Below are 25926 nucleotides of genomic sequence, written 5' to 3' on the forward strand. Positions count from 1 at the left end.
TCGCGCTACTTAGCCATATAGCTATAACGAACGGATTCGTCTTGTTTGTGTATCCATTTCAACCTGAGCGACAGCAGTAAGGCGGCTGCTGATAGCCCGACAATAAACCCAACCCAAAAGCCTGCAGCCCCCATGGGTTCGCCAAAGATATCCGTCATCCCGAACGCATACCCGGCGGGCAATCCAAGTAGCCAATAAGACACAAAGGTGCAATAGAATATGGCTCTCATGTCCTTATAGCCACGAAGTGCGCCAGCGGCGATAACTTGGATGGTGTCTGCCATTTGGTAAGCGGCAGAAAACAAAAGTAAATGCATGGCAAAGGTAATAACAGAAGTATTGTCCGTGTAGAGCTCTGTAATGGCCTCGCGAAACACCACTGTTAAAATACCGGTTAATACCGCAAGTGAGCATCCAACGATAAACCCAACATTGGCAGAAACCTTCGCACCGTTTGCGTTACTTTCTCCAAGTTGGTGCCCAACTCGAATACTCACTGCAGCCCCTAAACTGAGAGGAAGCATAAAGATAAGCGAGGAATAATTAAGCGCTATCTGGTGCGCGGCAACCACAACCGAACCGAGGGGCGCAATAATGATGGCAACAACGGAAAAGAGCGTGACCTCGAAGAAAATAGACGCCGCAATCGGGAATCCCAATTGAAATAGCCTGCGCTGAGCGCTGAATTTAGGCCAATACAATTTAGAAAAAGTGCCAATAGGTTTGAGCTTTCGCGCGGTCACTACATAAAACACCATGGCAGAAAGCATTAACCACTGAACGATGGTTGTCGCTACACCACAGCCAACACCGCCCAGAGCCGGAGCTCCAAACTCCCCATAAACAAACATCCAGTTCAGAGGAATATTCGCAAAGAGACCGATAAAACTGATGACCATGGCGGGTTTGGTTAATGACATACCATCGGTAAAACTTCTAAAAGCCTGAAAAAGCATCACGGCAGGCACCGCAGGCATCACCATGTTCATATAGCCTGTTGAAATTTCTTCCAGTTTAGGCTCGACATTCATTAATCCTAAGATCCACTGCACTTGGAAGAAAACAGCAATAATAGGCACACTGACAAACAAGCCCATTGCGATAGCTTGTTGTACTTCATTTGCTATTTCGCTTTTACGATTCGCCCCATTGAGCTGAGCAACGATTGGCACTAACGCCATCAATATGCCGATTCCAAACAAAATGGTAGGTAGCCAAATGCTGGTGGCAATCGCAACACCAGCGAGATCGGTTGCGCTCACTCCACCAGCCATAACGGTGTCTACAAATCCAATACCTGTCTGTGCAACAGACGCGAGAAGAATGGGGGTAGCCAGTTTAACTAAACGTGAAATTTCATCTTTATAGGTTTGCACTTGTACTCCATTGCTTGAGTATGAGGTTACTCAATTTCGATGAAAACATGATAAAGAAATGCCTACGTAGAGGATAGAAGTAATCCGCGAAATTCAGTAACAAAGTTGGGAATGCAGGGAATAGTTAATAACAAAGATATTAATAATTTAGTATTAATTTCGAGGATACGTACGCGTCTCTTTTTCTTATGAGAAGGGCTCGAAGATATGCATTGTGTTACAGCGGTGCAATATGTGAGAAATGAAATCATTAATTGCATAAAAATAGTTAAGGGCATTCCGCAATATAGTGTTTCCATGGTTTTCATATCTCACCTTTAATTGGTTAATGCGTGAGAATTGTTAAGTGAAAGAGGCAACTATATGAAAAATGTAAAACTTACACTGATCGCAGGCGTTTTGGTTTCATCATTTGCTCTGCCTTCAATGGCTGCAGATTGGTCATATGAAGGAAAGCATGGCGTTGACGAGTGGGCAAAACTGTTTGCAACGTGCGGGGAAGGGAAAAATCAGTCGCCAGTGAATATATCTGACGCACTAAAAGCAAAAAAGCAGCCAGTAACACTGACTTATCACGGCTCTGCGACCGAAGTTGTGAATAATGGGCACGCTATTCAAGTGAACGTTGAAGGGCACAATACGCTTACTTTAGAAGGTGGAGAGTACGAACTGAAGCAATTCCATTTCCACACGCCATCCGAGAACACCATTCTAGGCAAACAGTTCCCGCTGGAAGTGCACTTTGTACACGCCAATACGAAAGGGGAGTTGGCGGTCGTTGGTATTATGTATGAACTGGAATCTAAACCGAATCAGTCTCTGAAAGCGTTACTAAGCGACACACTGAATTCTAAAGAGAAAAAGCAGTTAGATACGGGTTTCGATCTTGCTCAGTTGCTACCTGAGGAGCAAGATTATTACCGCTTTAATGGCTCACTTACCACACCACCATGCAGCGAAGGTGTGCGTTGGGTATTAATGAAAGAGCCATTGAGTGCGAGCAAAGATCAAATCGATACGTTTGCTCAATCGACTGGGATGAATGCGCGTCCTGTTCAGCCTATTAATGGTCGCATCGTCGTAAAATAGCCAATTTAGGTTTGTGTCGGCAGACATTAAAAGAATAAAGCGCCTAAGCTTTTCAATGAAAACAGGCGCTTTGTACCCAAGTAACCTCAATATACAGGATCCAGAGCCGCATATTCTGCTCTTAATTTTTCCAAGTAACCTACAGCTTCCCTTCACTTTTACACATCAAGATTTTTTCTTTTACCAACTTTGCCATGGCCGCTTTTGGTGCTTCGTTGTAAATTCTTGGATCATTGACTGTTGGGTCTTCATCAAACGCATTTTTTAAAGAGTCAGCAAAGGCAATTTTTAACTCAGTAGCCACGTTAACTTTAGCCACACCGTGAGAAATGCAGCGCTGAACATCGGCAACACTGACGCCCGAAGCACCATGCAATACCAAAGGAATATCAATGAGTTTTGCTATTCGCTCTAGACGGTCGAAGTCTAATCTCGGTTCGTCTTTGTAAAGCCCATGAGCCGTCCCTATTGCTACTGCAAGTGAATCTATATTGGTTTGCTCTACCAGCTTGACCGCGTCTTCGGGGTTGGTATAAGGATCCGTGACCGATTCGACAATTAAGTCATCCTCTTGGCCTACAAGCTGACCAATTTCAGCTTCCACGCAACATCCATAAGAGTGACAAAGGTTAACGGTCGCTTTTGTGAGTTTGATATTGTCTTCTAATGGCAAAGCACTACCATCGACCATGGCAGAGCGAACACCAAGCTTCACTTTTTGTTCTATATCAGCGATTTCATGGTGATGATCAAGGTGGATAACAACTTGAATGTTCCTTTCGTACGCAGCCGCATTCACCATATGGATAAGCTCTCTCGAACCACCGTATTGATAGGTGCCTGGTGTGCCAGCCAAAATAACGGGGGATTCCATTGCTTTGGCAGTATCTAAGATGACTTGCACTGTTTCTAGGTTGTGAAAATTAAACGCAGGAACGGCGTAACCTTCATGTCTTGCTTTGTTTAACCAGTAATTGCTATTTATGATGTTATTCATAAATGTTCCCTTTTAATGAATGCTTGCGTTACCAAAAAGACTAACGACAAAAGCAAGCGGTAAAGTTAAATGTGATGTCTGCGTTTACGTATTTGAATGGCACGCTTGGCTATAGGTATTGGTGACTTCCATGATCTTGTCTAAAACGATTTCTTTCGGGTGGTTCGATATGTATCCATCGCCTATTTTTTTTGATTGATTTGGTAAGTACTGGCTTAATAACGTTATTGGAGCAGGAGAGTGAACTAAATTTTCAAACAACTGTTCTACGGCACGCTTTACGTTCTTATTTGGCCAGTAATACCGAATGCGGTCGCTCAAACTGTAGTGTCTATCGATATACTGCTGCTTACCTGATGTCTCGTAGTAGCGTTGCCAATAAATAGGTTCGTTAGTCATGACCTCTTCAATTACTCTCTTAAGATTTGAACTCTCTTTCTTGTCTATCCATTCTTGTTCCACATCGGCTAACGCAAAAAGTGCCTCGCGCAGAGCAAATGTTAAGGCTGGCCCTACCTTAAGAATCGCAAAATGATCTTCAACGAGTTGTCTGTAGGCGCTTTGGCTTTGGTAATCGGTGGAATGTGCTTCAAACAGCAGATTTTGGTAACCTTCTATCATGCTACTTAAAGGTTTTGCTTTTTCGGTTTTGTAATGTGCGACATTGTGGTGATCGAACTCGACACCGGGTTGAACAACCAGTCCGATAACCCGTTGCCAAACTTCCCCTAAACCCTTTTTGGTAAAGATTTCTTTGTGCACGATGATCGTTTGTTCTGCCGCTTTGTCGTCGGTAACTTCTAGGGTGCTTTCAAGTGGCTCTAGTGCACCACCCGGCGTGGGAACTTCGGTGCCTATGATATAAACAGGTGCTGGTCCGCCGACGGTTTTCCAAGTTTCTTCTGCAACCAAGCAAAGAACAGCCGCTCGATGCGCGATTGTTTCATCACTAAGTGGTGTGGGGTCGTCTGAACAAGGCATTGAACAATCTAGGTGAATTTTCCGAAACCCTGCTTCTACATAATTTTGTATCAAGTCTTCAGATTTACTCATTGCCGACGCTGCTGGTTCCGATTGCCAGCAATTGGGACCAAGGTGATCACCGCCCAGTAGAATTTTATCCAAAGGCATCGATATTGATTCTGCGATAGAAAAGACCAATTCCCTAAATTGAATTGGGGTCATCCCTGTATACCCACCAAATTGGTTTACTTGGTTGGAAGTGGATTCGATGAGAACGGGCTGCCCATCTTGTAAACACTGCTTTAGCGCCGCTTCTAACACCAAGGGGTGAGCAGAGCAGACAGAATAGATACCGACTCTTTTCCCTGATTTATGCTGCGTAACCAAATTAAGCAACTCTTTCACTTTAATTCCTTTCGAATGCTTTCTTTTTGTTGTTGTTGGAATTTAAAAGAAAGAGATCAAAAAAAACAAAAGATTGATCACGTAGATTGAAAAATAGCCTATAAATACGATTTAATGTGATTTGAGTCACCTTAAATAACCATTTTAGTCTTGGTACGTATTTATATACTGGTTATTGACTTATATATCGATAAAAATTGATCAATATCTAACTTGTGTTAACTTTCTTTTGCTTTTTATATCTTGTTGTATCATTTTTGTACTTGCAGAATTTGGTGGTCAGAAAACGTACACCTAACTGGGTAATCTAAAATAAATGAGTGACCAGTTACATATACGGGCAGGCTGCTAATAGATAAATGGACGAATAACGTCCTAATCAAACGTGGAATACAAGGAAAGTAAGATGAAAAATATTAAGTACTTATTTACTTCGTTATCAATTTTGACAGCGTTCTCAATGAATGTTCACGCTGCCAATGAACACACCATTTGTGCCTCCCTACTTACTCAATCACACCCATTTTACATCGCATTAGGTGAAGGTTTAAAAGCAGGAGCGAAAGAAAACAAAGCAGATTTGAAAGTGTCCATCGCTAACCAAGATTTGGCAAAACAAATCAGTGATATCGAAGACTGCATTATAAAGAATGTAGACGCGATTATTATTTCACCTGTCGATTCTAAAGGTATCCGAGGACCTTTGAAAAAAGCTGAGCGTGCCAACATTCCTGTGCTCACTGTGGATATAGGGGCAGAGAACAGTAAGGTGGTTTCGCATATCGCGACCGATAATTATGGTGGTGGTGTAGAAGCAGGAAAACTGGCTAAGAAGCATTTACAAGGCAAGGGGACAGTCGTGATGTTATCTTACCCTGGTATTTCTTCAGTAGAAGATCGACTCCGTGGTTTCCGTGATGCAGTAGCCAACACAGACATTGACATTGTTGCTGTCCAACCCGGGAAAACGCGTGAGGAGTCGTTGACTTCAACCATTAACATGCTTCAAGCCAACCCAGAGACTGATCTGATTTTTGCGTTTGGCGACGACATGATGATAGGCGCGGGCTTGGCGGTAACGAAACAATCTTCAAAAGCTGTCGTTATTGGATTTGATGGCATGCCAGAAGGGATCAAAGCCGTAGATGACAATGCGCATCTGATTGGGGTGGTTAAACAAGATGCCGACACTATGGGCAAAACAGCGGTAAAAGCAGCCGTTGACCACTTAAACGGTAAGAAAGTCGATTCTGAATACCCAATTGTGCCTGTTCTTTATACTGGAATGTAGCTATCGGATTGAAATAGAGCTGAGAAGCTCTATTTCAATCAGGACGTCTTTATGCAAAAAATTCTGTTAGAAACAAAAGATTTAAGCAAGCATTTTGGTGCGGTAAAAGCCGTGGATGGTCTTACTATTCAGCTGTCATCAGGTCGAGTACATACGATTTTGGGAGAAAATGGTTGTGGAAAGTCCACAACACTTAAAATGCTGGCTGGTGTCCATTCTCCCACGCGAGGTCAGATCCTACGCAATGGTCGCGAGGTCGATTTCAAGTCACCGATGGACTCAAGAGAGAGTGGAATTGCGATTATCTTTCAGGAACTTTCTCTATGTAACAACTTAACGGTTGCTGAAAATATATATGCCAACAATGAACCCCAAACAAGAGGAATCATTGATGACACAAAAATGATAGAAGACACTAAAGCGCTTCTTGAAAAGTACAAGATCCCCATTTCCCCTACGATAAAAGTCAGTGCACTGTCTATGGCACAGCGGCAGTTAGTCGAAATAGCCAAAGGGCTAAGCTACTTTTCGGACGTCGTTATTTTTGACGAGCCTTCATCTTCGCTATCTGATTCAGAAGTGGAAATACTATTTCGCATTATTGCTGAGCTTAAATCTGAAGGAAAAGCCATTGTTTACGTGAGTCATAAAATGGCTGAAATCATGAGAATTTCGGACGACATCACCGTGATGCGCGATGGGCAGTACATCGATACGGTAGAAAAAGAGCAAACGAACATAGATTCATTGATCACCATGATGGTTGGGCGAGAAATGGACGACATTTATCCCGACAAAATTGATGAACTGCAACCGCTTGGCGCACCTGTTCTTAAGGTCCGAACGCTAACGAATCCAGTCTATTTCCAAGAAGTCAGCTTTGATCTTCATGCGGGGGAGGTTATCGGGTTTTTCGGGCTTGTTGGTTCAGGTCGATCCGATGTTATGAATGCGCTTTTTGGCATGCTGCCGTATCAAGGAAGTATCGAAGTGAAAGGAAAGTCGCTGAACATATCTAGCCCGAGTGTTGCGATAAACCATGGGGTTGCGTTCGTAACGGAAAACAGAAAAGAAGAAGGTTTGGTACTCGATCACAGTGTGCACATCAATTGCAATCTTGCTTCTTTTGAAGACGTGGCAACCGCAGGCGTTAGAAACCCGAGCGAAGAGCTTCGTATTACAAAAGGTAGCATCAAAAAAATGAACATTAAGGTTCACGATGAACACCAGTCTGTCGGGTCATTGAGTGGAGGAAATCAGCAGAAGGTCGTACTAGCCAAATGGCTAGAAAAAAAGCCGGACATTCTGATCTTAGACGAGCCGACAAGAGGGGTGGATGTAGGTGCAAAATTTGAAATTTACAGCATTATTCGAGATTTGACGGCAACAGGAACAGCGGTGATTTTGGTTTCTTCAGAATTACCGGAAGCCCTGAATATGAGTGACCGGTTGTTTGTTATGCGCAATAAACGAATCGTTAAAGAATTGAATACTAAAGGATTATCCCAGGACAAAGTTATGGTTTATGCGACAGGAGTGGATTCAAATGATTAGGATGTTCGTAAAAGAGTATGGCGGGATTCTTGGTGGACTCATTCTACTTATCGTCGTGTCGTCATTTCTATCTGAATACTTTTTGTCGATGAATAATTTTACCAACATATTACTTCAAACATCGATTGTTGCGATTGTTGCGTTCGGGATGACTTACGCCATTTTATTGGCTGGAATAGATTTGTCTGTCGGCTCTATTGTCGCTTTGACTGGTCTGGTATTGGTTGTAGGGCTAACGAGCGGATTGCCATTCTCACTCATGTTGCCCATCGCTTTAGGCGTTTCCGTATTTTGTGGGTTTGCGAATGGGTTTATTACCACATGGTTAGGTGTACACCCTTTTATCGTCACAATGAGTTTTATGGGTATTTGGCGTGGTGCCGCAATGCTGACAAGCGACGGAAAAGCCATTTCTTTGTACGACAATGCGCCTTTTGAATTTGTATTTAACGGCTACTTTCTTGGAATACCTTTTCCTATCATCATTCTTATCACGATGATTGCGCTCAACCACTTTCTGTTATCTAAAACAACATTCGGAAGAAAGATATACATTGTTGGTGGCAACCCCGAAGCGGCTGCCTATTCCGGTATAAATGTGGCGAAAACAACGATCTATTCCTACATGATCACTGGGTTAATGGCTGGGATAGGTGGAGTCATGTTGGCATCCCGAATGTTCTCGGCTCAACCTACATCAGCAAATGGAATGGAACTTGACGCCATTGCAGCCTGTGTTCTTGGTGGAACATCTCTAACCGGCGGTAGAGGCACGATAATTGGTACTTTGATAGGTGCGCTCATTATTGCTGTTTTAAGCAATGTCATGAGCCTGATGAACGTCGATTTCTTTGTTTCTCTAATCGTGAAAGGAATTGTGATTCTCATCGCGGTAGGAATAGACGTTTACAAAAACAAGAAAGGTAAATGATGAAGATTGTAACCATTGGCGAAATTGTCGTTGAGATAATGGCGACAGAGCGTAACCAGCAATTATCAGAGACCGGACTTTTTTCTGGCCCGTTTCCAAGTGGTGCTCCTGCGATATTCATTGACCAAGTTGCAAAGCTCGGAGTGGAATGTGCCATTGTGTCGGCTGTTGGAAATGACGGGTTTGGGGAACTGAATATCAACCGACTTCGCGATGATGGGGTCGATGTGAGTGGGATAACTGTTTTGGAAAAGGAAACCACTGGCAGTGCTTTTGTAACTTACCACTCGGATGGCAATCGTGATTTCATCTTCAACATTAAAAACGCCGCTTGTGGCAAGCTGAGTCTAGAAAACGCGAATCTAGAGGTATTTAAAGATTGTACTCACCTTCATGTCATGGGGTCTTCTCTGATCAGCGACGACATCGTACAGCTTACTCTTGAGGCTATCAAAAGAGTAAAAGAAAAAGGAGGAACGGTGTCCTTTGACCCTAATATTCGGAAAGAATTGTTGGATGACAAAATGGCTCGTTCATTCCTCCAAATCCTTGAAAATACCGACACCTATTTGCCAAGTGAGGCGGAAATCACTACGTTATCTAAGTTTGAAGATCAGAGTGCTGCGATTAACGATTACTTCGAACATTTTAACGTGAAGGAAGTGGTTTTAAAGTGTGGCTCAAAAGGCGCGACTGTTTTTACCCAAAGCAAAAAGTACGTCCAACCACCTTTCGCAGTGGATGAAGTGGACCCAACAGGAGCAGGAGATTGTTTTGGAGGCGCGTATATCGCGTGTCGAGTAAGAGGGCAAAGCATAGAGGAAGCGCTGCGTATTGCGGCAAAATGTGGTTCGCGTTCTGTAACAGTAACAGGGCCGATGGAAGGCACATCGCGGCTGGAAGAACTAAACGGGCTCTAGCGTACTCGATTTTTTCAATTTTGTAGGTTAGAGGACAGCATAACTCTGCGTTACTTCTCGGCTTAACAGTGGGTAATTGTTATCAAAATTATCCTCATGTACAATCCTCGCTTTGGTCGTAAGCGCGAAATTTTTCTGCGAAGAGGGTAGCTTCTCAAGATGAGTCAAACGAGTAAAAGAAGGGAAAGTATACTGAATAGGCTGAATCTAAACGGCAGTGTTTCAGTAAACGAGCTATCCGAATTACATGATGTTAGCCTAGTCACTATTCGAAATGATCTCGATTACCTTGACGAAAAAGGGTTGCTAATACGTTCTCATGGCGGGGCGATTCGCAATCAGTCTTCTTTGGCTGAATCATCGAACAAAATTAAACAGACCCACCACACGCCAGAAAAACTGGCCATAGCTAAAGAAGCGGTAAAACACATTCAACCCAAAGATGCGATCATTCTCGGAGCAGGGACAACGACAGAATACATAGCCAAACTCATTGCGGATAAATCCGATTTAGTTGTAATGACAAATGGTCTGAATATTGTTTCAACTTTGTCTAATTCATCTGGTTTGGATGTCATGATCACTGGCGGAACGTTACGTTGTGACAGCCAATCATTTTATGGTCCGCAAGCGGAATCAAGCCTCAAAGACTATCATTTTGATAAGATTTTTGTGGGGGTTGATGGCATTCACCTGGACTACGGTATTACGACACACAGTGAACATGAAGCCCGTTTGTATCGCGTTATGTGTGAATCCATCAAAACAACGATAGTTGTGACAGATTCCAGCAAGTTTGGGAAAGTAAGCGTATACAAAGTGATTCCGTGTAACGCTGTTGATATTCTCATCACCGATAGCGGGATTTCAGAAGAGCACAAGCAAGCACTCATTGATCAAAATATAAAAGTCGTTATTGTTTAGAGCAGCAAGACCATGATACTCAAACACTTCCTTTCTTTTGATTATCATCTGCTGTGCTAGTATTGCTCTAGTAAAGGTTTACTGACGCATACATTCCTCAATCCTCTTATCTGTTACCCTTCAAATTATTAACAACCCTATTCATTCTATGGCTCATTTTTGATACTTGCTGCAAGTAGGTACTCGTAAGGGTCGAATTCGTCCAATAAAAAATGGACACTGAACGCATTAACCCGAATAAAGTGTGCGCTAATGGCGCAACTTTTTCAGTGCAAACCCTTTCTTCTGCGCAAACCTTTTGTCAGTGTGAACCTATTTTGGGCGTATGAAGGTAGGGTTGGATGGTTCTGTAGCAAATAAGGATGTTTGCATACGGAGTAAGTAGTTCCGATTGAGCGAGGGTTGGTACGCTATGAAGTACCTGTCAAAATACCATCGAAATAATTTCATCATACTCAGTGTGATCATCGCTTTGATTGATGTGATATTTGTTTTCATTAGCATTAACTCGTCAAAACAATCCCTTTCAGCCTCTATCGAAGAGCAAGCTCAGCAAATTACTCAGAGCTACCAAACCATCTTGGATCAATCAAAAGTCGACATGAGTTTATTGGCAACCGTTATCGCCAATGATCCCAATGTAAAAAGCTTAATCAGTGAAAGAGTGAACAATCCGCAGCAAAAAGAGAATGGCACCGAAATTCTCAATGACTTGCTTCGGCAAAAGCTTACCAACCAGCTCAAACCTGCTTGGCAAATGATTCAAGAGCAGTACTACATTAAAACGTTACAAGTATTTTTAGCTCCTGATGCAAAAGCGTTTTTGAGATTGGATCAACCCAGTATCTATGGCGACTCGGTTGATGGGGTTCGGGAGACGGTAACCAACGCAATAGCCAATGCAGATGTACAAGCTGGGTACGAAGTAGGCAGGACGTTAGCTGCGCTTAGAGCCGTTGCGCCAGTTTTTGGCGATTACAATGAAGCGCAAGAGAAGACGGACTCAAAAGAAAATGGCTCTGTTATCGCTGCTATTGATGTTGGGATACCTTTGAGCAATATGCTTAAACGGATAGGAGATCATATCGATGTTGAGGCGGGAGTGACGCTACGAACCTCATCTCTCGCGAAATCCATGTGGTTAGACTATCAGGAAGACTACCATCGATTACAATACATTGAAGGTTGCCTTTGTATCATCAAACACCAGTCCACTCCGACTTTCTCAAACTTAATTCGGCAGTTGACGGATTCATCTTTAATCAAACAAGGTTACAAGCAAAACGTTATTGAGTTTGATGGTAAGCCACTTAACGTGATTCAGCTTCCTATCATTAGCTATGCCGATACCTTGAAAGGTAGCAATGAAGAAGTAGGAAAAGTGTTTTTCTGGAAAGACGCCTCGCCGCTATACGAACAGTTCTCTAAAACGGTTAACCAAGCCATGATGTGGGGGGTACTTGGTTACGTCTTGGCAGAAATCATAATATTGTGGGCGTTCGTGGCCAGTATAAAGAACCTTGAAACGGTTATTCGTGGGCACACTGAAGATCTGGAAGATAGCCAAAGTAACCTAATTCAGGCGCAACGTATTGCGAATATAGGAAGCTGGACACTTAACTTGGAAACCGAATCGCTCTATTGGTCGGAGCAAATCTATCATATTTTTGAGCTTGAAGAGGATGAACACGAGCCCTCCTATCAGCTTTTCCTTGATGTTATTCATCCGGAAGACAGAGTAAAAGTCGATCGCGCTTTTCGAGAGTCTTTAGAAAACAAAACGCCTTTTTATGTCAGTCACCGTTTGCTTATGCCCGACGGGCGAATCAAGCATGTGATTCAAGAAGGTAAAACGCTGTTCTCTGCCAATGGTCGCCCAGATGTCACTGTCGGTGCTGTTAGGGATATTACCGACACCTATGTCGCTCAAGAAAAAGAAAAGTTGGCAGCGAGCGTATTTAAGCATGCCAACGAAGGTATTTTCATCAGTAATGCAAAGTTGGACATTATTGAAGTCAATGATGCTTGCCTTATGTTTGCAGGCACAAGTATTGACGAGTCAAAAAACGCCAACTTATTGGAATTCCAAAATAGGTTCATGCAAGCCAAGCAATTTACTGAAATGACCCAAGCTTTGCGAAAAGAAGGGCATTGGAATGATGAAATTTGGGTTAAGCGCTCCAGCGGAGAAGAAGTCGCGCTAGACTTGAACATCAGCTCGATTCGAAATGAACATGGCCAAGTTACCCATTACGTCGGCATTTTTTCCGATATCACGATTAAAAAACGACACGAAGAGCGTTTAAATTACATCGCGCACTTTGACTCGTTGACTGGGTTGCCAAATCGAATTCTGCTCACCGACCGACTAAGTCAAGCCATGCTTCAAACGGAGCGTTCGAAGAAACACATTGCCATTCTCTTTTTGGATTTAGATGGATTCAAAAAAATCAATGATGGCTATGGTCATCTTGTTGGCGACATGATGTTAGAACACGTTGCCGAACAGTTCCAAAATAGCATTCGAGCAGGTGATACCGTTGCAAGGTTTGGTGGGGATGAGTTTGTTTTTGTTATTCGAAACGTATCTAAGCCGTGTGCCTACGACATTCCTATTAGCCGGATACTGGAAGCGGTCGCCGTACCTATGGTTCACGAAGGACACACGTTGCATGTGTCTGCCAGTATTGGAATCACATTTTACCCACAATCAGAAAGCAAACTCGGGGCAGAAGCGCTGATTAAGCAAGCGGATATTGCTATGTACAAAGCGAAAGCAGCGGGCAAAAATGGGTTTAGGATTTTCGATGAAGGGTGTGTACAGGAAACATAACACTCGTCATGACCCTATGTCCGAAATGATCTGATATTCGTCGTTGTGGACAACCATGATTCAATTCATACTCCCATGTGTTAGAGATAAATCGAGCACATGAGGTACGAATGAAAAAAATAGGGATTTTTGCTTACCCAGGTTGCCAAAGCCTTGATGTAATCGGTCCTGCAGAAGTATTTTCCTCGGCCAACAAATTCAATGAACATCCTGCTTATGAAGTCATCATTTTTTCATTCGAAGAAGGTACATTGAAGTCGGATGGCGGTTTAACGCTTTACGCTGATAAAAGCTGGGATAATCTGGATGAGCTAGACACGCTTATCATTCCTGGTGGAAATCAATCTCGAACGTATTTGGGGCGTGAAGATATTCGTGAATGGCTTCTCGCTAAAGCGGAAAATTGCCGACGTGTTACTTCGGTTTGTACTGGTGCGTTTTGGTTGGCTGAAGCAGGAATTCTTAACAATAAAAGCGCGACTACCCACTGGCGGCACTGCGATGCTCTTCAAGAGCGTTATCCACTTATTCATGTAGATTCGAATGCAATTTATCTCCACCAAGGTAAGGTATCAACCTCGGCTGGTATTACAGCGGGCATTGATCTTTGCCTTTCTCTCGTCGAACAAGATCTGGGTTATGCGACTTCTGTTTCTGTTGCGCAGGAGCTTGTGGTTTTCTATCGGAGACCAGGAGGACAGTCTCAATTTGTTTCGTTGCAATTGGCTCAAAGTTCAGGCGATACAAGGATTGCCAGTGCGATTCGCTATATTCATCAGCATTTGAAAGTGGATATTCGAGTTGAAGATATTGCTCATCATGTCGGATTGAGCAGCCGTCAACTCAACCGTATTTTCCAGTCAGATATTAATATAAGCCCAAACCAATATGTGGTTAAAGAGCGCCTAAATTTGGCCTGTGATCTATTAAAGAACAGCGATTTAACATTAGAACGAATTGCTACAACTTCTGGGTTAGCGAGTGGCGATAACTTAAGAAATGTTTTTCAACGTCAATATGGTATAAGCCCAATGGCATACCGTCAGCGATTTAAAAGGAATATAAATGAATAAGAATGTTTGGCTTTTGTCTTTGTGTCAGGCATTGCTCATGACGGGCAACATTGTGTTGATTTCTGTTGTTGGTCTTATCGGGAAAGAGATTGCACCGAGTTCAAGTTTGATCACTTTGCCTGTCGGTTTGCAGTTTCTAGGGCTCATGGCGGCGACGATACCCGCTTCTTTGATCATGGGGAAATTGGGGCGTAGAAAAGGTTTCAGTTTAGGGAATATCATTGGGATTTCTGGCGCATTATTGGCTACGTTTGCGTTATACCAAACCAACTTTTGGCTATTTTGCGTCGCGACCACTTTGCTAGGTATCGGGATCGGCTTCGGGACACTTTATCGGTTTGCGGCTATTGAAGTCAGTGATGAGAATGCCCGTCACAGAGCAATATCTATTTCGATGGCTGGTGGTGTTTTGGCGGCTGTGCTGGGTCCGAATTTGGCGGTAATGTCTCACACCATGTTTCCCGAGGGGCTATATATAGGGGCATTTGGCGCTGTTTTGTTACTCAATATCATTGCTTTGATAGTATTACAGACGATAGGTTTTCCTGCTCCTCAAGAACACAAGAGCAATGAAGTGAGCGATTCCATTCGCAGCATCATTAAACAGCCAAACTTTATGACCGCTGTATTTGCTGCAATGGTGTCTTACGCTGTGATGAATCTATTAATGACGGCTACGCCACTTGCTATGCTTGGGTGTGGATTTGATTTCACCCGAGCGGCTGGAGTCATTGAATGGCATGTATTAGGTATGTTTGTTCCTGCATTTTTCACTGGGCGCTTGATCGAGAAATTCGGTGCTCGCGCTATGATTGTGACGGGCGGATTTATCTTTATTGCGTGTATTGCAATTAATGTCCACGGTCAATCCATTTGGCACTTTACTACCGCGTTAATTTTGCTTGGTGTTGGGTGGAATTTCATGTTTATTTCTGCAACGGGGCTGTTTAGCCAGTCTTATGCCAATAAAAATCGCTCAAAAGCACAGGCATTTAATGAATTCTTTGTGTTTGGCTGTGTTGCGATAACGGCAATGTTGTCTGGCTGGCTAGAAGCAACGATAGGTTGGCAGAAACTCAATCTCTATGTGGCACCATTCGTCGTGGCAGTGTTGATAGTGTTTATCTTTAATGCAAGGAAAGTTCACAAATCCAATAAGGCGCTAAGTGGATAGAGGACAAAGGTTTGAGTATTTGGGCTGGCTGGGTATACTGCTCAGCCAACTAAACCTTATCAAATTTAGCTAGCTACAAAAGGAATCTTATCCATGGATTTACAGGATCTTCTTACTACGTTATCTGAGTCTCCAAACTCTGTTCAATTTGCAGATGTTATTTCAGTGATTGAATCAAACTACGAATTCACGCCAACCGAATTTCAAAATGGCGAGACACTGAATGAAGCGGGGCAAAACAACGGTTCGTGCAAAATCTTTGCGTTTGCGAAGATTCAAGCTTTAGACCCACAGAGCACACTTTCTTGCTTTGGCGATTTTTACCGTAAAGATGTACTAGAGAATCCAGAAGGCGATGATCATCAGAATATTCGGAACTTTATTAAATTCGGATGGGAAGGTATCCGCTTTGAAGGCCAAGCCTTGTCAGAAAAATAAAACTTACTTCTTGAATTCTTAGTAAGAAAAAAACCGGATAGACAAAGGCTCTATCCGGTCAGAAGGCAGTGGATTAATTGCTCTTCAAAATGAAATTTAGAAATTTAAAACCATGGAAAGGTTTTCGTTAACTTTGGTTATACGCATTGCATAGATTCAATGTATTGCTACAGAGAACCTACTACGCATTAAAAGTTAACAACGATGCCTGCAGTCGCGCCTGACTCGAAATCACCTTTCGCTTCAGTATCTAGCTGAGAGTACTCAACAAATACCGTTGTTTTCGAACCCAGTGCGTAACCTACACCTGCGTAAAAACCTGAGTCTGTTGGTGCGTTATCTTCATCAACTTGGCCGTAACCACCATAGATGCGTGTTGCATCGATGTTGTACTCACCGCCTAAGCGCCAAGCCATTACGTCTGTGCCTGCTTGATCTTCCATAGAGAAGTCTGCACCCACTTTAAACGCTTTGAATTTATAGCTCGCGCCCAAGTTGAAGCCAGAGAAGTTGTCGTTATCAGCATTCACTTTTTCATCTTGATAGTCGTAAAAACCAGCAGAAAGACCAAGACCCATAGGAAGGTCATAAGCACCTGCGATGGTAAAACCACTACGCTCGTTGTTGTCTGCTTGTGCGAATTGGTAAGTCACACCTGCCGTTAAGTTTTCAACCAAGTTAGATGCAGTGAATTTTACGATACCGTTATCACGACCACGATCTTCAAGGCTTTGAGAGTAGCCATACCACTCATCGAATCCACCACGGAAAGACACGTCATCAAAAATGGTAGTTTGACGACCAAATGTCAGCGTACCAATGTTGGTGAATTCAAGGCCTGCGTAGAAATCACGCGAAGTGAATGCTGTGTCTGCATCACCGTATTGAACTTCGAAGCGACCGATGGCTGCAACACCTTCAGTTGCTTGATGCTTAGCAGTGAAGCCAAGACGAGAACCACCATCGTTGATAGAGGATTCAGATCCAGCGCCATTATCTTCAACTTGCATAACGGCAAATGCACGGCCGTTAACTTCAAGAGTAGAACCATCATTGTTGTAAACTTCTGCTGCGTTTACAGAACCTGCCGCTGCCATTACAGCCACTGCCAAAAGAGTTTTTTTCATAATTAATCCATTTATGTTCAAAAGAATTCGGAGAGGAAAGGTCTGTTACCCATGCTAATCGCCTGATAAAGAATGACTTCCCCTCAATTCGAACGACATACTGAAACCAAAATATTATAAGGTCAAGCGTTCTGTATGATGGAATATTGAGCGTATGAATCATGGGCTGGATAGATTGTATCTCAAACTAACGGGGTGTTGTTCTGTTAAAAACATCTATTAATACAAAGGAGTAGAGTGCTTCTTTTTAAACAGGGCACCGTTCAGTTTAATGTATTGGTTTAAGGTCTTTCATTCTGTAAAATGTTTTGGAAAATGTGACGCACATCACTTTAGGGTTTGGTGTTCTGTATATTCTGTATGTTCGTATGCGGTTAAAGGAAATATGCACAAAGGACGCATGTATGAGAAATGGATTGATAAAGAAACAAGAAATCGACGAATTTGAGGGAACAAATAAGACCCATTTTTTAAATAAAAATGCTCAAAGAACCAATAAGTCTCTTGGGGATCTAGCCGGAATAAAAGGCTTTGGATTTCACATTGTTGAAATTGAACCCGGCTTTGAGTCTACGGAACATCATGTTCATTATTTTGAGGATGAATGTGTTTATGTTCTTGAAGGAAAGGGGACAGCACGGATAGGGGAAGAAGAGTTCTCTATTGAAGAAGGCGATTTTATTGGATACCCCGCTGGTGGAGACGCGCATTCTATTATCAACGAAAGCGACGTAACGTTACGTTGTATCGTTGTTGGGCAGCGGCTCGATCACGACGTCGCGGACTATACATGGATGAAAAAGCGGATTTATCGCAACAAAGGGTTACCTTGGAACTTGGTTGATCTAGACAATATTGATGAACCTATGGGATCGGTAGGAAAGAAGTAGGTCACCATCTATTCTCTGAGAAGAATTGTGCTAAATGGTCTATTAGCGCACGAACTGAAGGTAATTGATGTCGCCTAGAAGAATAAAGTGCATATATTGTCAGTTCACTAGGTGCCCAATCAGGTAAAACTGGAACTAATTTTCCTTCGCTTATGTAACTGTTAACAAGATAGGTTGGCTGAAGCGCAAGACCAAATCCCTGCAGTGCAGCCTGTGTCAATGCTGTTACTTCATTGGCTGTAAGCCGACTATTAATCTCTACGGACTCGGTTAAGCCACGTTTGTGCAGATGCCAAACGTGCCTCTGAAAATTCCGATAGCCCACACATTGATGTAAAGCTAGATCTTTTGGGTGAAGAATCTTTGGTGAATCGCTTAGGTACTCAGGGGACGCAACTATGACAGAGGCACATTTCGCTATGGGCTTGCCCATTAGGGAAGGGTCTGGGTTGGACGCAATCCGAATAGCAAGATCAACTTGATTTTCCGTTAAGTTCGCTACGGTGTCTTGCAGCTCAACATCAATCGATACATCCGGATGCCTCTTTAAAAACGGAATTAATGCAGAAAGAAGTTGAGAGTGACCAAATGACATACTTGTTGCTATTCGAATTTTACCGGAAAGCTCCCCAGTGGACTTCATTTCTAGACGTAGATCTTCGGCATTTTCAATCCAGGATTCTATTTTGGGTAGGCATTGTTCGCCAGCTGTAGTTAAAGAGACTTTTCTAGTTGTTCGGTGAAAAAGTCTCGTTTCCAACCAATCCTCCATGGATTCTATGTACCTTGTCACCATTGGGCGGGACATATCAAGTCTTTCGGCAGTTGAGGTGAAGCTCGCTGTGATCGATAGGTCAACAAAAACCCGTGCTGCTGTCAGTTTGTCCATATTATTTGATCGAATATTGAAATTATGATGTTTAATTTAGGTGGTTTTTCTGAATCAATCAATTTTTTAAGATGATTTTGTAAGTTAATACTCAACTAAGGAAACATCATGAAATTGAAAACACTTTTGGCCTCTACTGTACTTATGGCGGGGCAATCCATGGCTTACGATGGTCAGAAATTGAAGTTTGACGTGTATAACGGCGATGAGAATAGCTTTAGTGTTACCTCAACAGTCGTTTATGGTGAAACGGAAGCAATGGTCATTGACACAGGGTTTACAAAAGCTGATGCACTAAGAATTGCATCAAAAGTATATGACTCAGGAAAAAACCTAAAGACGATTTTCGTGAGCCAAGCTGATCCTGATTACTATTTTGGTGCGGAAACTTTGCACAATCTTTTCCCTGACGCAAGAATTGTAACAACGCCTGCAGTTAAAAAGGTGATTGAGAAGAAATTAGACTTTAAAGTTGGCTATTGGGGACCCAAGATGGGAACCAATGCACCCGTAAAACCTTATATTCCTCAAGCAATAACAGCAGACTCTTTAACAATTGATGGAGTAAAAGTCGAAATCCGAGGGACTGAAGGAGTTTTAGCACATAGACCTTATCTATGGATTCCTTCTGAACGTGCGATATTAGGCAATGTTGGGGTATATGGTCATATGCATGTTTGGATGGCAGACAACCAGTCGAATGAAAGCGTCCAAGCTTGGATAAAGCAGCTAAAGGAAATGAAAAACTTAAATCCGAAATTAGTCGTTCCTGGGCACATGCCCCACAATACCTCAAATCTCGATTCGTCTCTGCTCGACTATACGCATTCCTATATTCAGGATTTTGTGGAAGGAAAATCGAAATCTGAAAATAGTCAGCAATTGGTTAAGTTTATGGTTGATAAGTATCCAAATGCGACCGAAGTTTCATCACTTCAGCTCGGTGCTAAAGTTCACAAAGGCGAGATGAAATGGTAATAGTACATTACTTTTTTGACCCTCTATGCGGGTGGTGCTACGGCGCCGCTCCCATCATAGAAGAATTGCGAGCATGCAATGAAATTGTAGTCAAATCCTATCCTGGTGGGTTATTCGACAAACATTCGGTTTCCCCGCCTTTTCGACAACACGTAATCGATAGTGACTTGAAAATAGCTCAAATGTCTGGTGTTGAATTTGGAGAAGGCTACCTGTCTAGAGTTTCTTCCAGTGAAGAAGTGATACTTGATTCCCACATTACTATCAAAGCTATATTGGCATTTGAGCACATTGGAGGGGATCCTTGGGTAATGTTAAATGCGATCCAAACAGCACACTATGTAGACGGGGAGAAAGTAAATCAAGAAGGCAGATTGGAATATATAGCAGGGAAATTAGGAGTACATGTATTAGATTGGCAAGAGGCTATGTCTACATGTGAGAAGAAGACTGTAAGAACAATCAATGACACTCGTTCATTAATGAGCCAATACACTCTGGATGGTTTTCCATCTTTAGTTGTGGAGGGAAAAAGCAATAAGTTTCAAATTAACTTGATTGAATATTTTGATAATCCGAGTTCACTTATTGAAAGGCTGCTGAAACACTAATCAAAGATAATATGAGATAACTCTCAAGCTTCATGCTAGTAATCCAATCACCAATCGTACAGTCGGTCCTCTCAATTTTGCAGGGGACGCTTTACGCTTTTCGTTGTAATCACACACCTAATGCCAAGCCAAGCCAAGCCAAGCCAAGCTCTAAATACTCTGAAGTACGGGTAACTTTTTAAAGTTGGCAGAGTTGTATCTGCTTTTGTCGTCAAGCAGCCGCGTGTCGATAACAATAAACGCGGCAAACTTGCATATGGTTAAAGTGTTGATGTTTTCGCTTAACTCAACCAAATCGTTTCCGGAAATTAGTATTCAGGGCTATGTTGAGTACGGTATTGATGCATTCTGATTAGGTCAATATGTGAAATAAAGTTGCTTAATTAAGTCTATATATCCATAGACGAGTGAATTGTAATATCAGTCCGACTACAGAGCAGTATAAATTTAAACAGGGCTAATATTATGAAATTAAAAACGTTATTTTTATCTACAATAATTGCAAGTTTGCCTTTATTAAACGTTGCACATGCGAGCACTGAAAAGAGCTCTGAATATGAATCAGTTGTATCAACAACTTATAAATACTTCGATGGTCTCCATAGAGGAAGTAAATCTCTTATGAAAGACGCATTTGATATGAAGAGTGGTAACGTAAAGTCGTTTGATGAAGGTAAAATAAGCGCTATAACCCTTAAGGATTTTTCTGGTTATTTCACTTCTGAGGCAAAAGAAACATGGAAAGGGAAAATCTTATCGGTGGATATCGTCGACGAGAGAATGGCTTTCGTAAAATTTGACTTTGACACACCCGATATACACTACATTGACTACTTGATCCTTATGAAGTCAGACAAGGGATGGAAAATCACCAGTAAGGCATACGTAGAGAACCAAAAATAACTAAAAAGCCCCGCTCAGAATGAGCGGGGCTTTGAGAGTTTAGTAAAATTAAGCCAACAGTTCGTTAGCGGTCTCGACTACGTTTTCAACCGTGAAGCCGAACATCTTGAACAGCTCGCCCGCTGGTGCAGATTCGCCGAACGTTGTCATACCAATGATACGACCGTCGAAGCCTACGTACTTGTACCAGAAGTCTGCAATCCCCGCTTCCACTGCAATACGAGCGGTTACGTCTGAAGGCAATACCGATTCGCGGTAAGCGGCGTCTTGCTTGTCGAATGCATCTGTTGAAGGCATAGAGACTACGCGTACTTTCTTGCCTGCTGCTGTCAGTTGCGCTGCGGCTTCGATGGTTAACTCAACTTCAGAGCCTGTTGCAATCAAGATAAGCTCTGGCTTGCCATCGCTGTCTTTCAGGATGTAGCCACCTTTTGCGATGTCAGCCACTTGTGCGGCATCACGCTCTTGCTGCGCTAGGTTCTGGCGAGAGAAGATAAGCGCCGTTGGGCCATCTCTGCGTTCGATAGCCAGTTTCCAAGCGACTGCTGATTCCACTTGGTCACATGGGCGCCATGTGCTCATGTTTGGCGTTAGGCGTAGAGAGGCGATTTGCTCAACCGGTTGGTGAGTCGGACCGTCTTCACCCAGACCGATAGAATCGTGCGTGTACACCTGAATGTTCTGCACTTTCATCAGTGCTGCCATGCGCATCGCGTTACGTGCGTATTCCATGAACATAAGGAACGTTGCGCCGTATGGTACGAAACCACCGTGCAGAGCAATACCGTTCATGATGGCTGTCATACCGAACTCACGCACACCGTAGTGGATGTAGTTGCCCGATGCGTCTTCCGCCGTCAGTGATTGAGAGCCAGACCACATGGTCAGGTTTGAAGGCGCAAGGTCAGCGGAGCCACCCATGAATTCAGGCAAGATAGCACCGAACGCTTCCAACGCGTTTTGCGACGCTTTACGTGACGCAATGTTAGCTGGATTAGCTTGAAGGTCTGCAATAATTTGGCTTGCTTTCGCTTCCCACTCTGCAGGCAGTTCGTTGTTTACTCGACGTTTGAACTCGGCGGCAAGCTCTGGATATGCTGCTTCATAAGCTGCAAATTTCTCGTTCCACGCTGCTTCCTTAGCTGCGCCTGCTTCTTTCGCAGACCACTCTGCGTAAACTTCCTGCGGAATTTCAAAAGGACCGTGCTCCCAACCTAAAAACTCACGTGCTGCTGCAATTTCTTCATGACCTAATGGTGCGCCGTGACAGTCGTGAGAACCCGACTTGTTTGGCGAACCGAAACCGATGATGGTTTTGGTACAGATAAGCGTCGGACGTGGGTCCGCTTTCGCCGCTTCAATCGCTGCGTTAATCGCATCCGCATCGTGACCGTCTACTGCAGGAATGACATGCCAGCCGTACGCTTCAAAACGCTTAGGTGTGTCGTCAGAGAACCAACCTTCCACTTCACCGTCGATAGAAATACCGTTGTCATCCCAGAAAGCAATCAGCTTACCTAGACCCAGCGTACCCGCAAGAGAACATGCCTCGTGCGAGATACCTTCCATCAGGCAACCATCACCCATGAAGGCGTAAGTGAAGTGGTCCACGATGTCGTGACCGTCTTTGTTGAACTGCGCCGCCAGAGATTTCTCAGCCAGTGCCATGCCCACGGCATTAGTGATACCTTGGCCAAGCGGACCTGTCGTGGTCTCGATGCCCGGTGCGTAACCGTACTCAGGGTGACCTGGTGTTTTTGAATGCAGTTGACGGAAGTTCTTCAACTCTTCGATTGGCAAATCGTAACCCGCAAGGTGCAACAAAGAGTAAATCAGCATAGAGCCGTGGCCGTTAGATAAAACGAAACGGTCGCGGTCTGCCCACTCAGGGTTGGTTGGGTTGTGGTTTAGGTGAGAGCGCCAAAGTACTTCGGCGATATCAGCCATACCCATTGGTGCACCTGGGTGACCAGAGTTAGCAGCTTGAACGCCGTCCATGCTAAGGGCACGAATAGCGTTAGCTAGGTGCTTTCTAGATTGTAGAGAGTGATCCATAATTACTTCCAAATAATATTGAATAACTAAAAATAAAGAAGAGATAAATAGGGGAACGAAAACGTTCCCCTAGGTTTGAATTAGTATTGGATTAAAGCTTGGCTTCAATCATCGCTTCTAGCTTACCTTGGTCGATAGCGAAGTTACGGATGCCTTCTGCTAGTTTTTCTACAGCCATTGCGTCTTGGTTGTGATCCCATAGGAAATCAGCGTGGTTAAGTGCTGCAGGGCGTTCTTTCGAACCGTTTGAATCAACCAGCTTCTCAACAACGTCGCCCTCTGCTGCTTCTAGCTCTGCAAGCAGTGCTGGCGCGATAGTCAAACGGTCACAACCTGCTAGCTCAAGAATCTCACCGATGTTACGGAAGCTTGCGCCCATCACAACAGTCTTGTAGCCGTATTCTTTGTAGTAGTTGTAGATGCTTGTTACAGAAACAACGCCTGGATCTTCAGATGCTTCGAAGTCACGACCTTCTTTTGCCTTGTACCAATCCATGATGCGACCCACGAATGGAGAAATAAGGAAAACACCTGCTTCAGCACACGCACGAGCCTGAGCGAAAGAGAACAGAAGCGTAAGGTTACAGTTGATGCCTTCTTTCTCAAGAATTTCTGCTGCGCGGATACCTTCCCAAGTAGATGCAAGTTTGATCAGGATGCGATCATTTGTGATGCCTGCATCGTTGTACATTTTGATAAGCTGACGAGCTTTTGCAACACTGCCTTCTGTGTCGTATGAAAGGCGAGCATCTACTTCTGTTGAGATACGACCAGGAATAGTCGTTAGGATTTCTTTACCGATATTTACAGCAAGCATGTCACAAGCGTCTTGAACTTGTTGCGCTTTGTCTGAGCTTTGAGTTTTAGCGTAATCGATCGCTTGGTCAATCAGAGGTGCGTACTCTGCAATTTGAGCTGCTTTAAGAATTAGAGAAGGGTTGGTTGTTGCGTCTTCTGGCTGGTACTTCTTGATAGCTTCAATTTCGCCCGTATCAGCGACTACAGTGGTGAGTTTACGAAGTTGCTCTAACTTATTGCTCATTACGATCATCCTATTTCTTGGGCGCGATAGACTATTTACGCGCACTAAATTGCAAGCAAGTCAGGCGAAAGGTGAATCCAAATTCCGCCCACTTTAAACGTTTTTTGCTCAGCGAACATTTGTCATGAACATATGCTCGATGAGTGAGTAAATGATGTAGCCATATTTAATCGATCAGCGATCAAAGTCAATCATTGATTGATGTCACAATACAGAAAAATCAGCGAAACGTAATTTATCTCACAACCACTAAATAATTAAACGTTTGCCTGATTCAACAGCTCTAAAAATAAACTCGAAAGCACTCAAAAGTCACGCTGAGAAAATGTAACGGTGTTGATCAAAAGTTTGCTCTTTAGAGCAGGAATTATTATTCTACACACCACTTTTGGACCGGACCAATTGAATTATGACCGCAAAAAATGACATCAACTCAGAAAATAGCGATTTACTGACAGAGATTTCGGTAGCCTATTACCAGGATGGGGCAACTCAAGAGGAAATTTCTAAGAAGTTTTCTATTTCTCGTGCAAAAGTCGGACGTATGCTTAAACAAGCACGAGACGAAGGCATTGTTGAAATAACAGTGAAGTACCACCCTGTTTTTAGCGCGAAAATAGAACAAAGGTTAGTTGAAAGATTTGGCGTTAAGAGGGCATTGATTGCGCTCGACCAGCCGACAGAAGAACTTCAACGCCTTCAAGTTGCTGGTTTGGTCTCAAATTACCTAAACAACACACTCAAGAACGGAACCGTTATAACGGTAGGGCAAGGGCGAAATGTATCGGCCGTTGCGCATCATATCGGTGTGATATCACCAAGAGATTGTAAGTTTGTTTGCGGAATAGGGGGCATTCACCCTAGAGGCGGTAAATTTAATGCAGACCATATTTGTCGACAACTAGCCAAAAAATACGGTGGTTCTTCGGAAACACTTTACGCGCCAGCCTACGCAGAAACCAAAGCGCAAAAAATAGCGTTCATGGAAAATAGCACGGTAAAGCAAACGTTAGATTTGGCACGTAAGGCAGATGTTGCGCTCGTTGGTATTGGCGACATGAGCGAAAATAGCTATATGGTGGACTTGGGGTGGTTTACGGCAGAAGAAGTTGTGCAAGCTCGTTTACACCAAGGTGTCGTGGGCGATTTTGCTGGTTATGACTTCTTTGATGTGCAGGGAAACTCGGCTAATACGGTTATGAGTGATCGGGTTATTGGGCTTAACCTAGAAGAGTTCCGCCCCATAAGCGATGTTATCGCTATTGCTGCGGAGAACAGTAAGCCTCTTGCTTTACTCGGTGCACTTAGAACTGGTGTGGTTGATGTTATCGCCACTACCGTAAGTACTGCTCTAACAGTACTAAACCTTGATGAGCAAATGAACGTTATTGAAAAATAATACGATGCAGCAGAAGATTGTTTGAGTTAGAAATATACAAAGAGCAAAGAATAGAGCATAGATT

The 25926-nt window shown here is 43.3% G+C and carries 22 protein-coding genes; 15 read left to right on the plus strand and 7 right to left on the minus strand.

The window, feature by feature from the left end; genetic code table 11:
- Positions 1 to 5: 5 nt before the first annotated feature.
- Positions 6 to 1376, minus strand: coding sequence for an MATE family efflux transporter (locus tag CW749_RS21300; protein ID WP_101114399.1), 1371 nt, complete (start codon positions 1374 to 1376; stop codon positions 6 to 8).
- 426 nt (positions 1377 to 1802) lie between these two features.
- On the opposite strand from CW749_RS21300, the gene CW749_RS21305 reads away from it, so the two are divergent.
- A complete protein-coding gene (locus tag CW749_RS21305; RefSeq protein WP_237322527.1) occupies positions 1803 to 2465 on the plus strand; it encodes a carbonic anhydrase family protein in 663 nt (220 codons plus the stop codon).
- A gap of 139 nt (positions 2466 to 2604) precedes the next feature.
- On the opposite strand, the gene gatY is transcribed toward CW749_RS21305, so the two are convergent.
- Both gatY and CW749_RS21315 read right to left on the minus strand, forming a co-directional pair.
- Positions 2605 to 3462 (minus strand): tagatose-bisphosphate aldolase subunit GatY, encoded by an 858-nt coding sequence (gene gatY / locus CW749_RS21310; RefSeq protein WP_101114401.1) that lies wholly within the window; start codon positions 3460 to 3462, stop codon positions 2605 to 2607.
- A gap of 84 nt (positions 3463 to 3546) precedes the next feature.
- The gene (locus CW749_RS21315) at positions 3547 to 4830 is read right to left on the minus strand and encodes a D-tagatose-bisphosphate aldolase, class II, non-catalytic subunit (RefSeq protein WP_101114402.1); all 1284 of its coding nucleotides are present in this window, start codon (positions 4828 to 4830) and stop codon (positions 3547 to 3549) included.
- Positions 4831 to 5236: 406 nt separating this feature from the next.
- Between CW749_RS21315 and CW749_RS21320 the strand changes: the two genes are divergently transcribed.
- From CW749_RS21320 to CW749_RS21360, 9 genes are all read left to right on the plus strand, one after another.
- Positions 5237 to 6121 (plus strand): substrate-binding domain-containing protein, encoded by an 885-nt coding sequence (locus CW749_RS21320; RefSeq protein WP_101114403.1) that lies wholly within the window; start codon positions 5237 to 5239, stop codon positions 6119 to 6121.
- Between the two features lie 51 nt (positions 6122 to 6172).
- Positions 6173 to 7675, plus strand: a complete 1503-nt coding sequence (locus CW749_RS21325; protein WP_101114404.1) for a sugar ABC transporter ATP-binding protein — start codon at positions 6173 to 6175, stop codon at positions 7673 to 7675.
- The gene (locus CW749_RS21330; protein WP_101114405.1) at positions 7668 to 8606 is read left to right on the plus strand and encodes an ABC transporter permease; all 939 of its coding nucleotides are present in this window, start codon (positions 7668 to 7670) and stop codon (positions 8604 to 8606) included. The genes CW749_RS21325 and CW749_RS21330 overlap by 8 nt, the downstream gene beginning before the upstream one ends.
- Positions 8603 to 9526, plus strand: coding sequence for a sugar kinase (locus CW749_RS21335; protein WP_101114406.1), 924 nt, complete (start codon positions 8603 to 8605; stop codon positions 9524 to 9526). Before CW749_RS21330 ends, CW749_RS21335 begins: the two co-directional genes overlap by 4 nt.
- 159 nt (positions 9527 to 9685) lie before the next feature.
- Positions 9686 to 10450 carry a transcriptional repressor AgaR gene (agaR, locus tag CW749_RS21340; RefSeq protein WP_101114407.1) on the plus strand — a complete coding sequence of 255 codons (765 nt, stop codon included), beginning with the start codon at positions 9686 to 9688 and terminating at the stop codon, positions 10448 to 10450.
- Between the two features lie 412 nt (positions 10451 to 10862).
- On the plus strand, positions 10863 to 13283 hold the full coding sequence (locus CW749_RS21345; protein ID WP_101114408.1) for a diguanylate cyclase: 2421 nt from the start codon (positions 10863 to 10865) through the stop codon (positions 13281 to 13283).
- A gap of 110 nt (positions 13284 to 13393) precedes the next feature.
- Positions 13394 to 14356, plus strand: coding sequence for a GlxA family transcriptional regulator (locus CW749_RS21350; RefSeq protein ID WP_101114409.1), 963 nt, complete (start codon positions 13394 to 13396; stop codon positions 14354 to 14356).
- Positions 14349 to 15530, plus strand: a complete 1182-nt coding sequence (locus CW749_RS21355) for an MFS transporter (protein WP_101114410.1) — start codon at positions 14349 to 14351, stop codon at positions 15528 to 15530. Before CW749_RS21350 ends, CW749_RS21355 begins: the two co-directional genes overlap by 8 nt.
- Before the next feature lie 93 nt (positions 15531 to 15623).
- Positions 15624 to 15968, plus strand: coding sequence for a HopJ type III effector protein (locus CW749_RS21360; RefSeq protein WP_101114411.1), 345 nt, complete (start codon positions 15624 to 15626; stop codon positions 15966 to 15968).
- Between the two features lie 188 nt (positions 15969 to 16156).
- Here the strand turns inward: CW749_RS21360 and CW749_RS21365 are convergent, their stop codons facing one another.
- A complete protein-coding gene (locus CW749_RS21365) occupies positions 16157 to 17095 on the minus strand; it encodes a porin (protein ID WP_101114412.1) in 939 nt (312 codons plus the stop codon).
- 404 nt (positions 17096 to 17499) lie between these two features.
- On the opposite strand from CW749_RS21365, the gene CW749_RS21370 reads away from it, so the two are divergent.
- Positions 17500 to 17985, plus strand: a complete 486-nt coding sequence (locus tag CW749_RS21370) for a cupin domain-containing protein (RefSeq protein ID WP_101114413.1) — start codon at positions 17500 to 17502, stop codon at positions 17983 to 17985.
- A gap of 1 nt (position 17986) precedes the next feature.
- Here CW749_RS21370 and CW749_RS21375 read toward each other — a convergent pair whose 3' ends face one another.
- Positions 17987 to 18874 (minus strand): LysR family transcriptional regulator, encoded by an 888-nt coding sequence (locus CW749_RS21375; RefSeq protein ID WP_101114414.1) that lies wholly within the window; start codon positions 18872 to 18874, stop codon positions 17987 to 17989.
- Positions 18875 to 18982: 108 nt separating this feature from the next.
- Here CW749_RS21375 and CW749_RS21380 point away from each other — a divergent pair, with 108 nt between their 5' ends.
- The 3 genes from CW749_RS21380 (at position 18983) to CW749_RS21390 (ending at position 21366) form a co-directional block, all read left to right on the plus strand.
- Positions 18983 to 19852: an MBL fold metallo-hydrolase gene (locus CW749_RS21380; RefSeq protein ID WP_101114415.1), complete on the plus strand. Its 870-nt coding sequence runs from the start codon at positions 18983 to 18985 to the stop codon at positions 19850 to 19852.
- Complete coding sequence (locus CW749_RS21385) at positions 19846 to 20463, plus strand: DsbA family protein (RefSeq protein ID WP_101114416.1); 618 nt, start codon at positions 19846 to 19848, stop codon at positions 20461 to 20463. Before CW749_RS21380 ends, CW749_RS21385 begins: the two co-directional genes overlap by 7 nt.
- A 465-nt stretch (positions 20464 to 20928) precedes the next feature.
- Complete coding sequence (locus CW749_RS21390; protein WP_101114417.1) at positions 20929 to 21366, plus strand: nuclear transport factor 2 family protein; 438 nt, start codon at positions 20929 to 20931, stop codon at positions 21364 to 21366.
- A gap of 48 nt (positions 21367 to 21414) precedes the next feature.
- Here the strand turns inward: CW749_RS21390 and tkt are convergent, their stop codons facing one another.
- Positions 21415 to 23421, minus strand: coding sequence for a transketolase (gene tkt, locus CW749_RS21395; protein WP_101114418.1), 2007 nt, complete (start codon positions 23419 to 23421; stop codon positions 21415 to 21417).
- A gap of 91 nt (positions 23422 to 23512) precedes the next feature.
- Complete coding sequence (gene tal, locus CW749_RS21400; protein ID WP_101114419.1) at positions 23513 to 24463, minus strand: transaldolase; 951 nt, start codon at positions 24461 to 24463, stop codon at positions 23513 to 23515.
- Between the two features lie 409 nt (positions 24464 to 24872).
- On the opposite strand from tal, the gene CW749_RS21405 reads away from it, so the two are divergent.
- Complete coding sequence (locus CW749_RS21405) at positions 24873 to 25862, plus strand: sugar-binding transcriptional regulator (protein ID WP_101114420.1); 990 nt, start codon at positions 24873 to 24875, stop codon at positions 25860 to 25862.
- Positions 25863 to 25926 lie beyond the last annotated feature (64 nt).

This window comes from Vibrio sp. vnigr-6D03, from assembly GCF_002835515.1.
Lineage (GTDB): Bacteria > Pseudomonadota > Gammaproteobacteria > Enterobacterales > Vibrionaceae > Vibrio > Vibrio penaeicida.

Excerpts from the sequence above, each read along its gene's own strand:
- CW749_RS21305 (WP_237322527.1), top strand. The coding sequence starts at position 1,803 with ATGGCTGCAGATTGGTCATATGAAGGAAAGCATGGCGTTGACGAGTGG.
- gatY (WP_101114401.1), bottom strand. The coding sequence starts at position 3,462 with ATGAATAACATCATAAATAGCAATTACTGGTTAAACAAAGCAAGACAT.
- CW749_RS21320 (WP_101114403.1), top strand. The coding sequence starts at position 5,237 with ATGAAAAATATTAAGTACTTATTTACTTCGTTATCAATTTTGACAGCG.
- CW749_RS21325 (WP_101114404.1), top strand. The coding sequence starts at position 6,173 with ATGCAAAAAATTCTGTTAGAAACAAAAGATTTAAGCAAGCATTTTGGT.
- CW749_RS21330 (WP_101114405.1), top strand. The coding sequence starts at position 7,668 with ATGATTAGGATGTTCGTAAAAGAGTATGGCGGGATTCTTGGTGGACTC.
- CW749_RS21335 (WP_101114406.1), top strand. The coding sequence starts at position 8,603 with ATGATGAAGATTGTAACCATTGGCGAAATTGTCGTTGAGATAATGGCG.
- agaR (WP_101114407.1), top strand. The coding sequence starts at position 9,686 with ATGAGTCAAACGAGTAAAAGAAGGGAAAGTATACTGAATAGGCTGAAT.
- CW749_RS21345 (WP_101114408.1), top strand. The coding sequence starts at position 10,863 with ATGAAGTACCTGTCAAAATACCATCGAAATAATTTCATCATACTCAGT.
- CW749_RS21350 (WP_101114409.1), top strand. The coding sequence starts at position 13,394 with ATGAAAAAAATAGGGATTTTTGCTTACCCAGGTTGCCAAAGCCTTGAT.
- CW749_RS21355 (WP_101114410.1), top strand. The coding sequence starts at position 14,349 with ATGAATAAGAATGTTTGGCTTTTGTCTTTGTGTCAGGCATTGCTCATG.
- CW749_RS21360 (WP_101114411.1), top strand. The coding sequence starts at position 15,624 with ATGGATTTACAGGATCTTCTTACTACGTTATCTGAGTCTCCAAACTCT.
- CW749_RS21365 (WP_101114412.1), bottom strand. The coding sequence starts at position 17,095 with ATGAAAAAAACTCTTTTGGCAGTGGCTGTAATGGCAGCGGCAGGTTCT.
- CW749_RS21370 (WP_101114413.1), top strand. The coding sequence starts at position 17,500 with ATGAGAAATGGATTGATAAAGAAACAAGAAATCGACGAATTTGAGGGA.
- CW749_RS21375 (WP_101114414.1), bottom strand. The coding sequence starts at position 18,874 with ATGGACAAACTGACAGCAGCACGGGTTTTTGTTGACCTATCGATCACA.
- CW749_RS21380 (WP_101114415.1), top strand. The coding sequence starts at position 18,983 with ATGAAATTGAAAACACTTTTGGCCTCTACTGTACTTATGGCGGGGCAA.
- CW749_RS21385 (WP_101114416.1), top strand. The coding sequence starts at position 19,846 with ATGGTAATAGTACATTACTTTTTTGACCCTCTATGCGGGTGGTGCTAC.
- CW749_RS21390 (WP_101114417.1), top strand. The coding sequence starts at position 20,929 with ATGAAATTAAAAACGTTATTTTTATCTACAATAATTGCAAGTTTGCCT.
- tkt (WP_101114418.1), bottom strand. The coding sequence starts at position 23,421 with ATGGATCACTCTCTACAATCTAGAAAGCACCTAGCTAACGCTATTCGT.
- tal (WP_101114419.1), bottom strand. The coding sequence starts at position 24,463 with ATGAGCAATAAGTTAGAGCAACTTCGTAAACTCACCACTGTAGTCGCT.
- CW749_RS21405 (WP_101114420.1), top strand. The coding sequence starts at position 24,873 with ATGACCGCAAAAAATGACATCAACTCAGAAAATAGCGATTTACTGACA.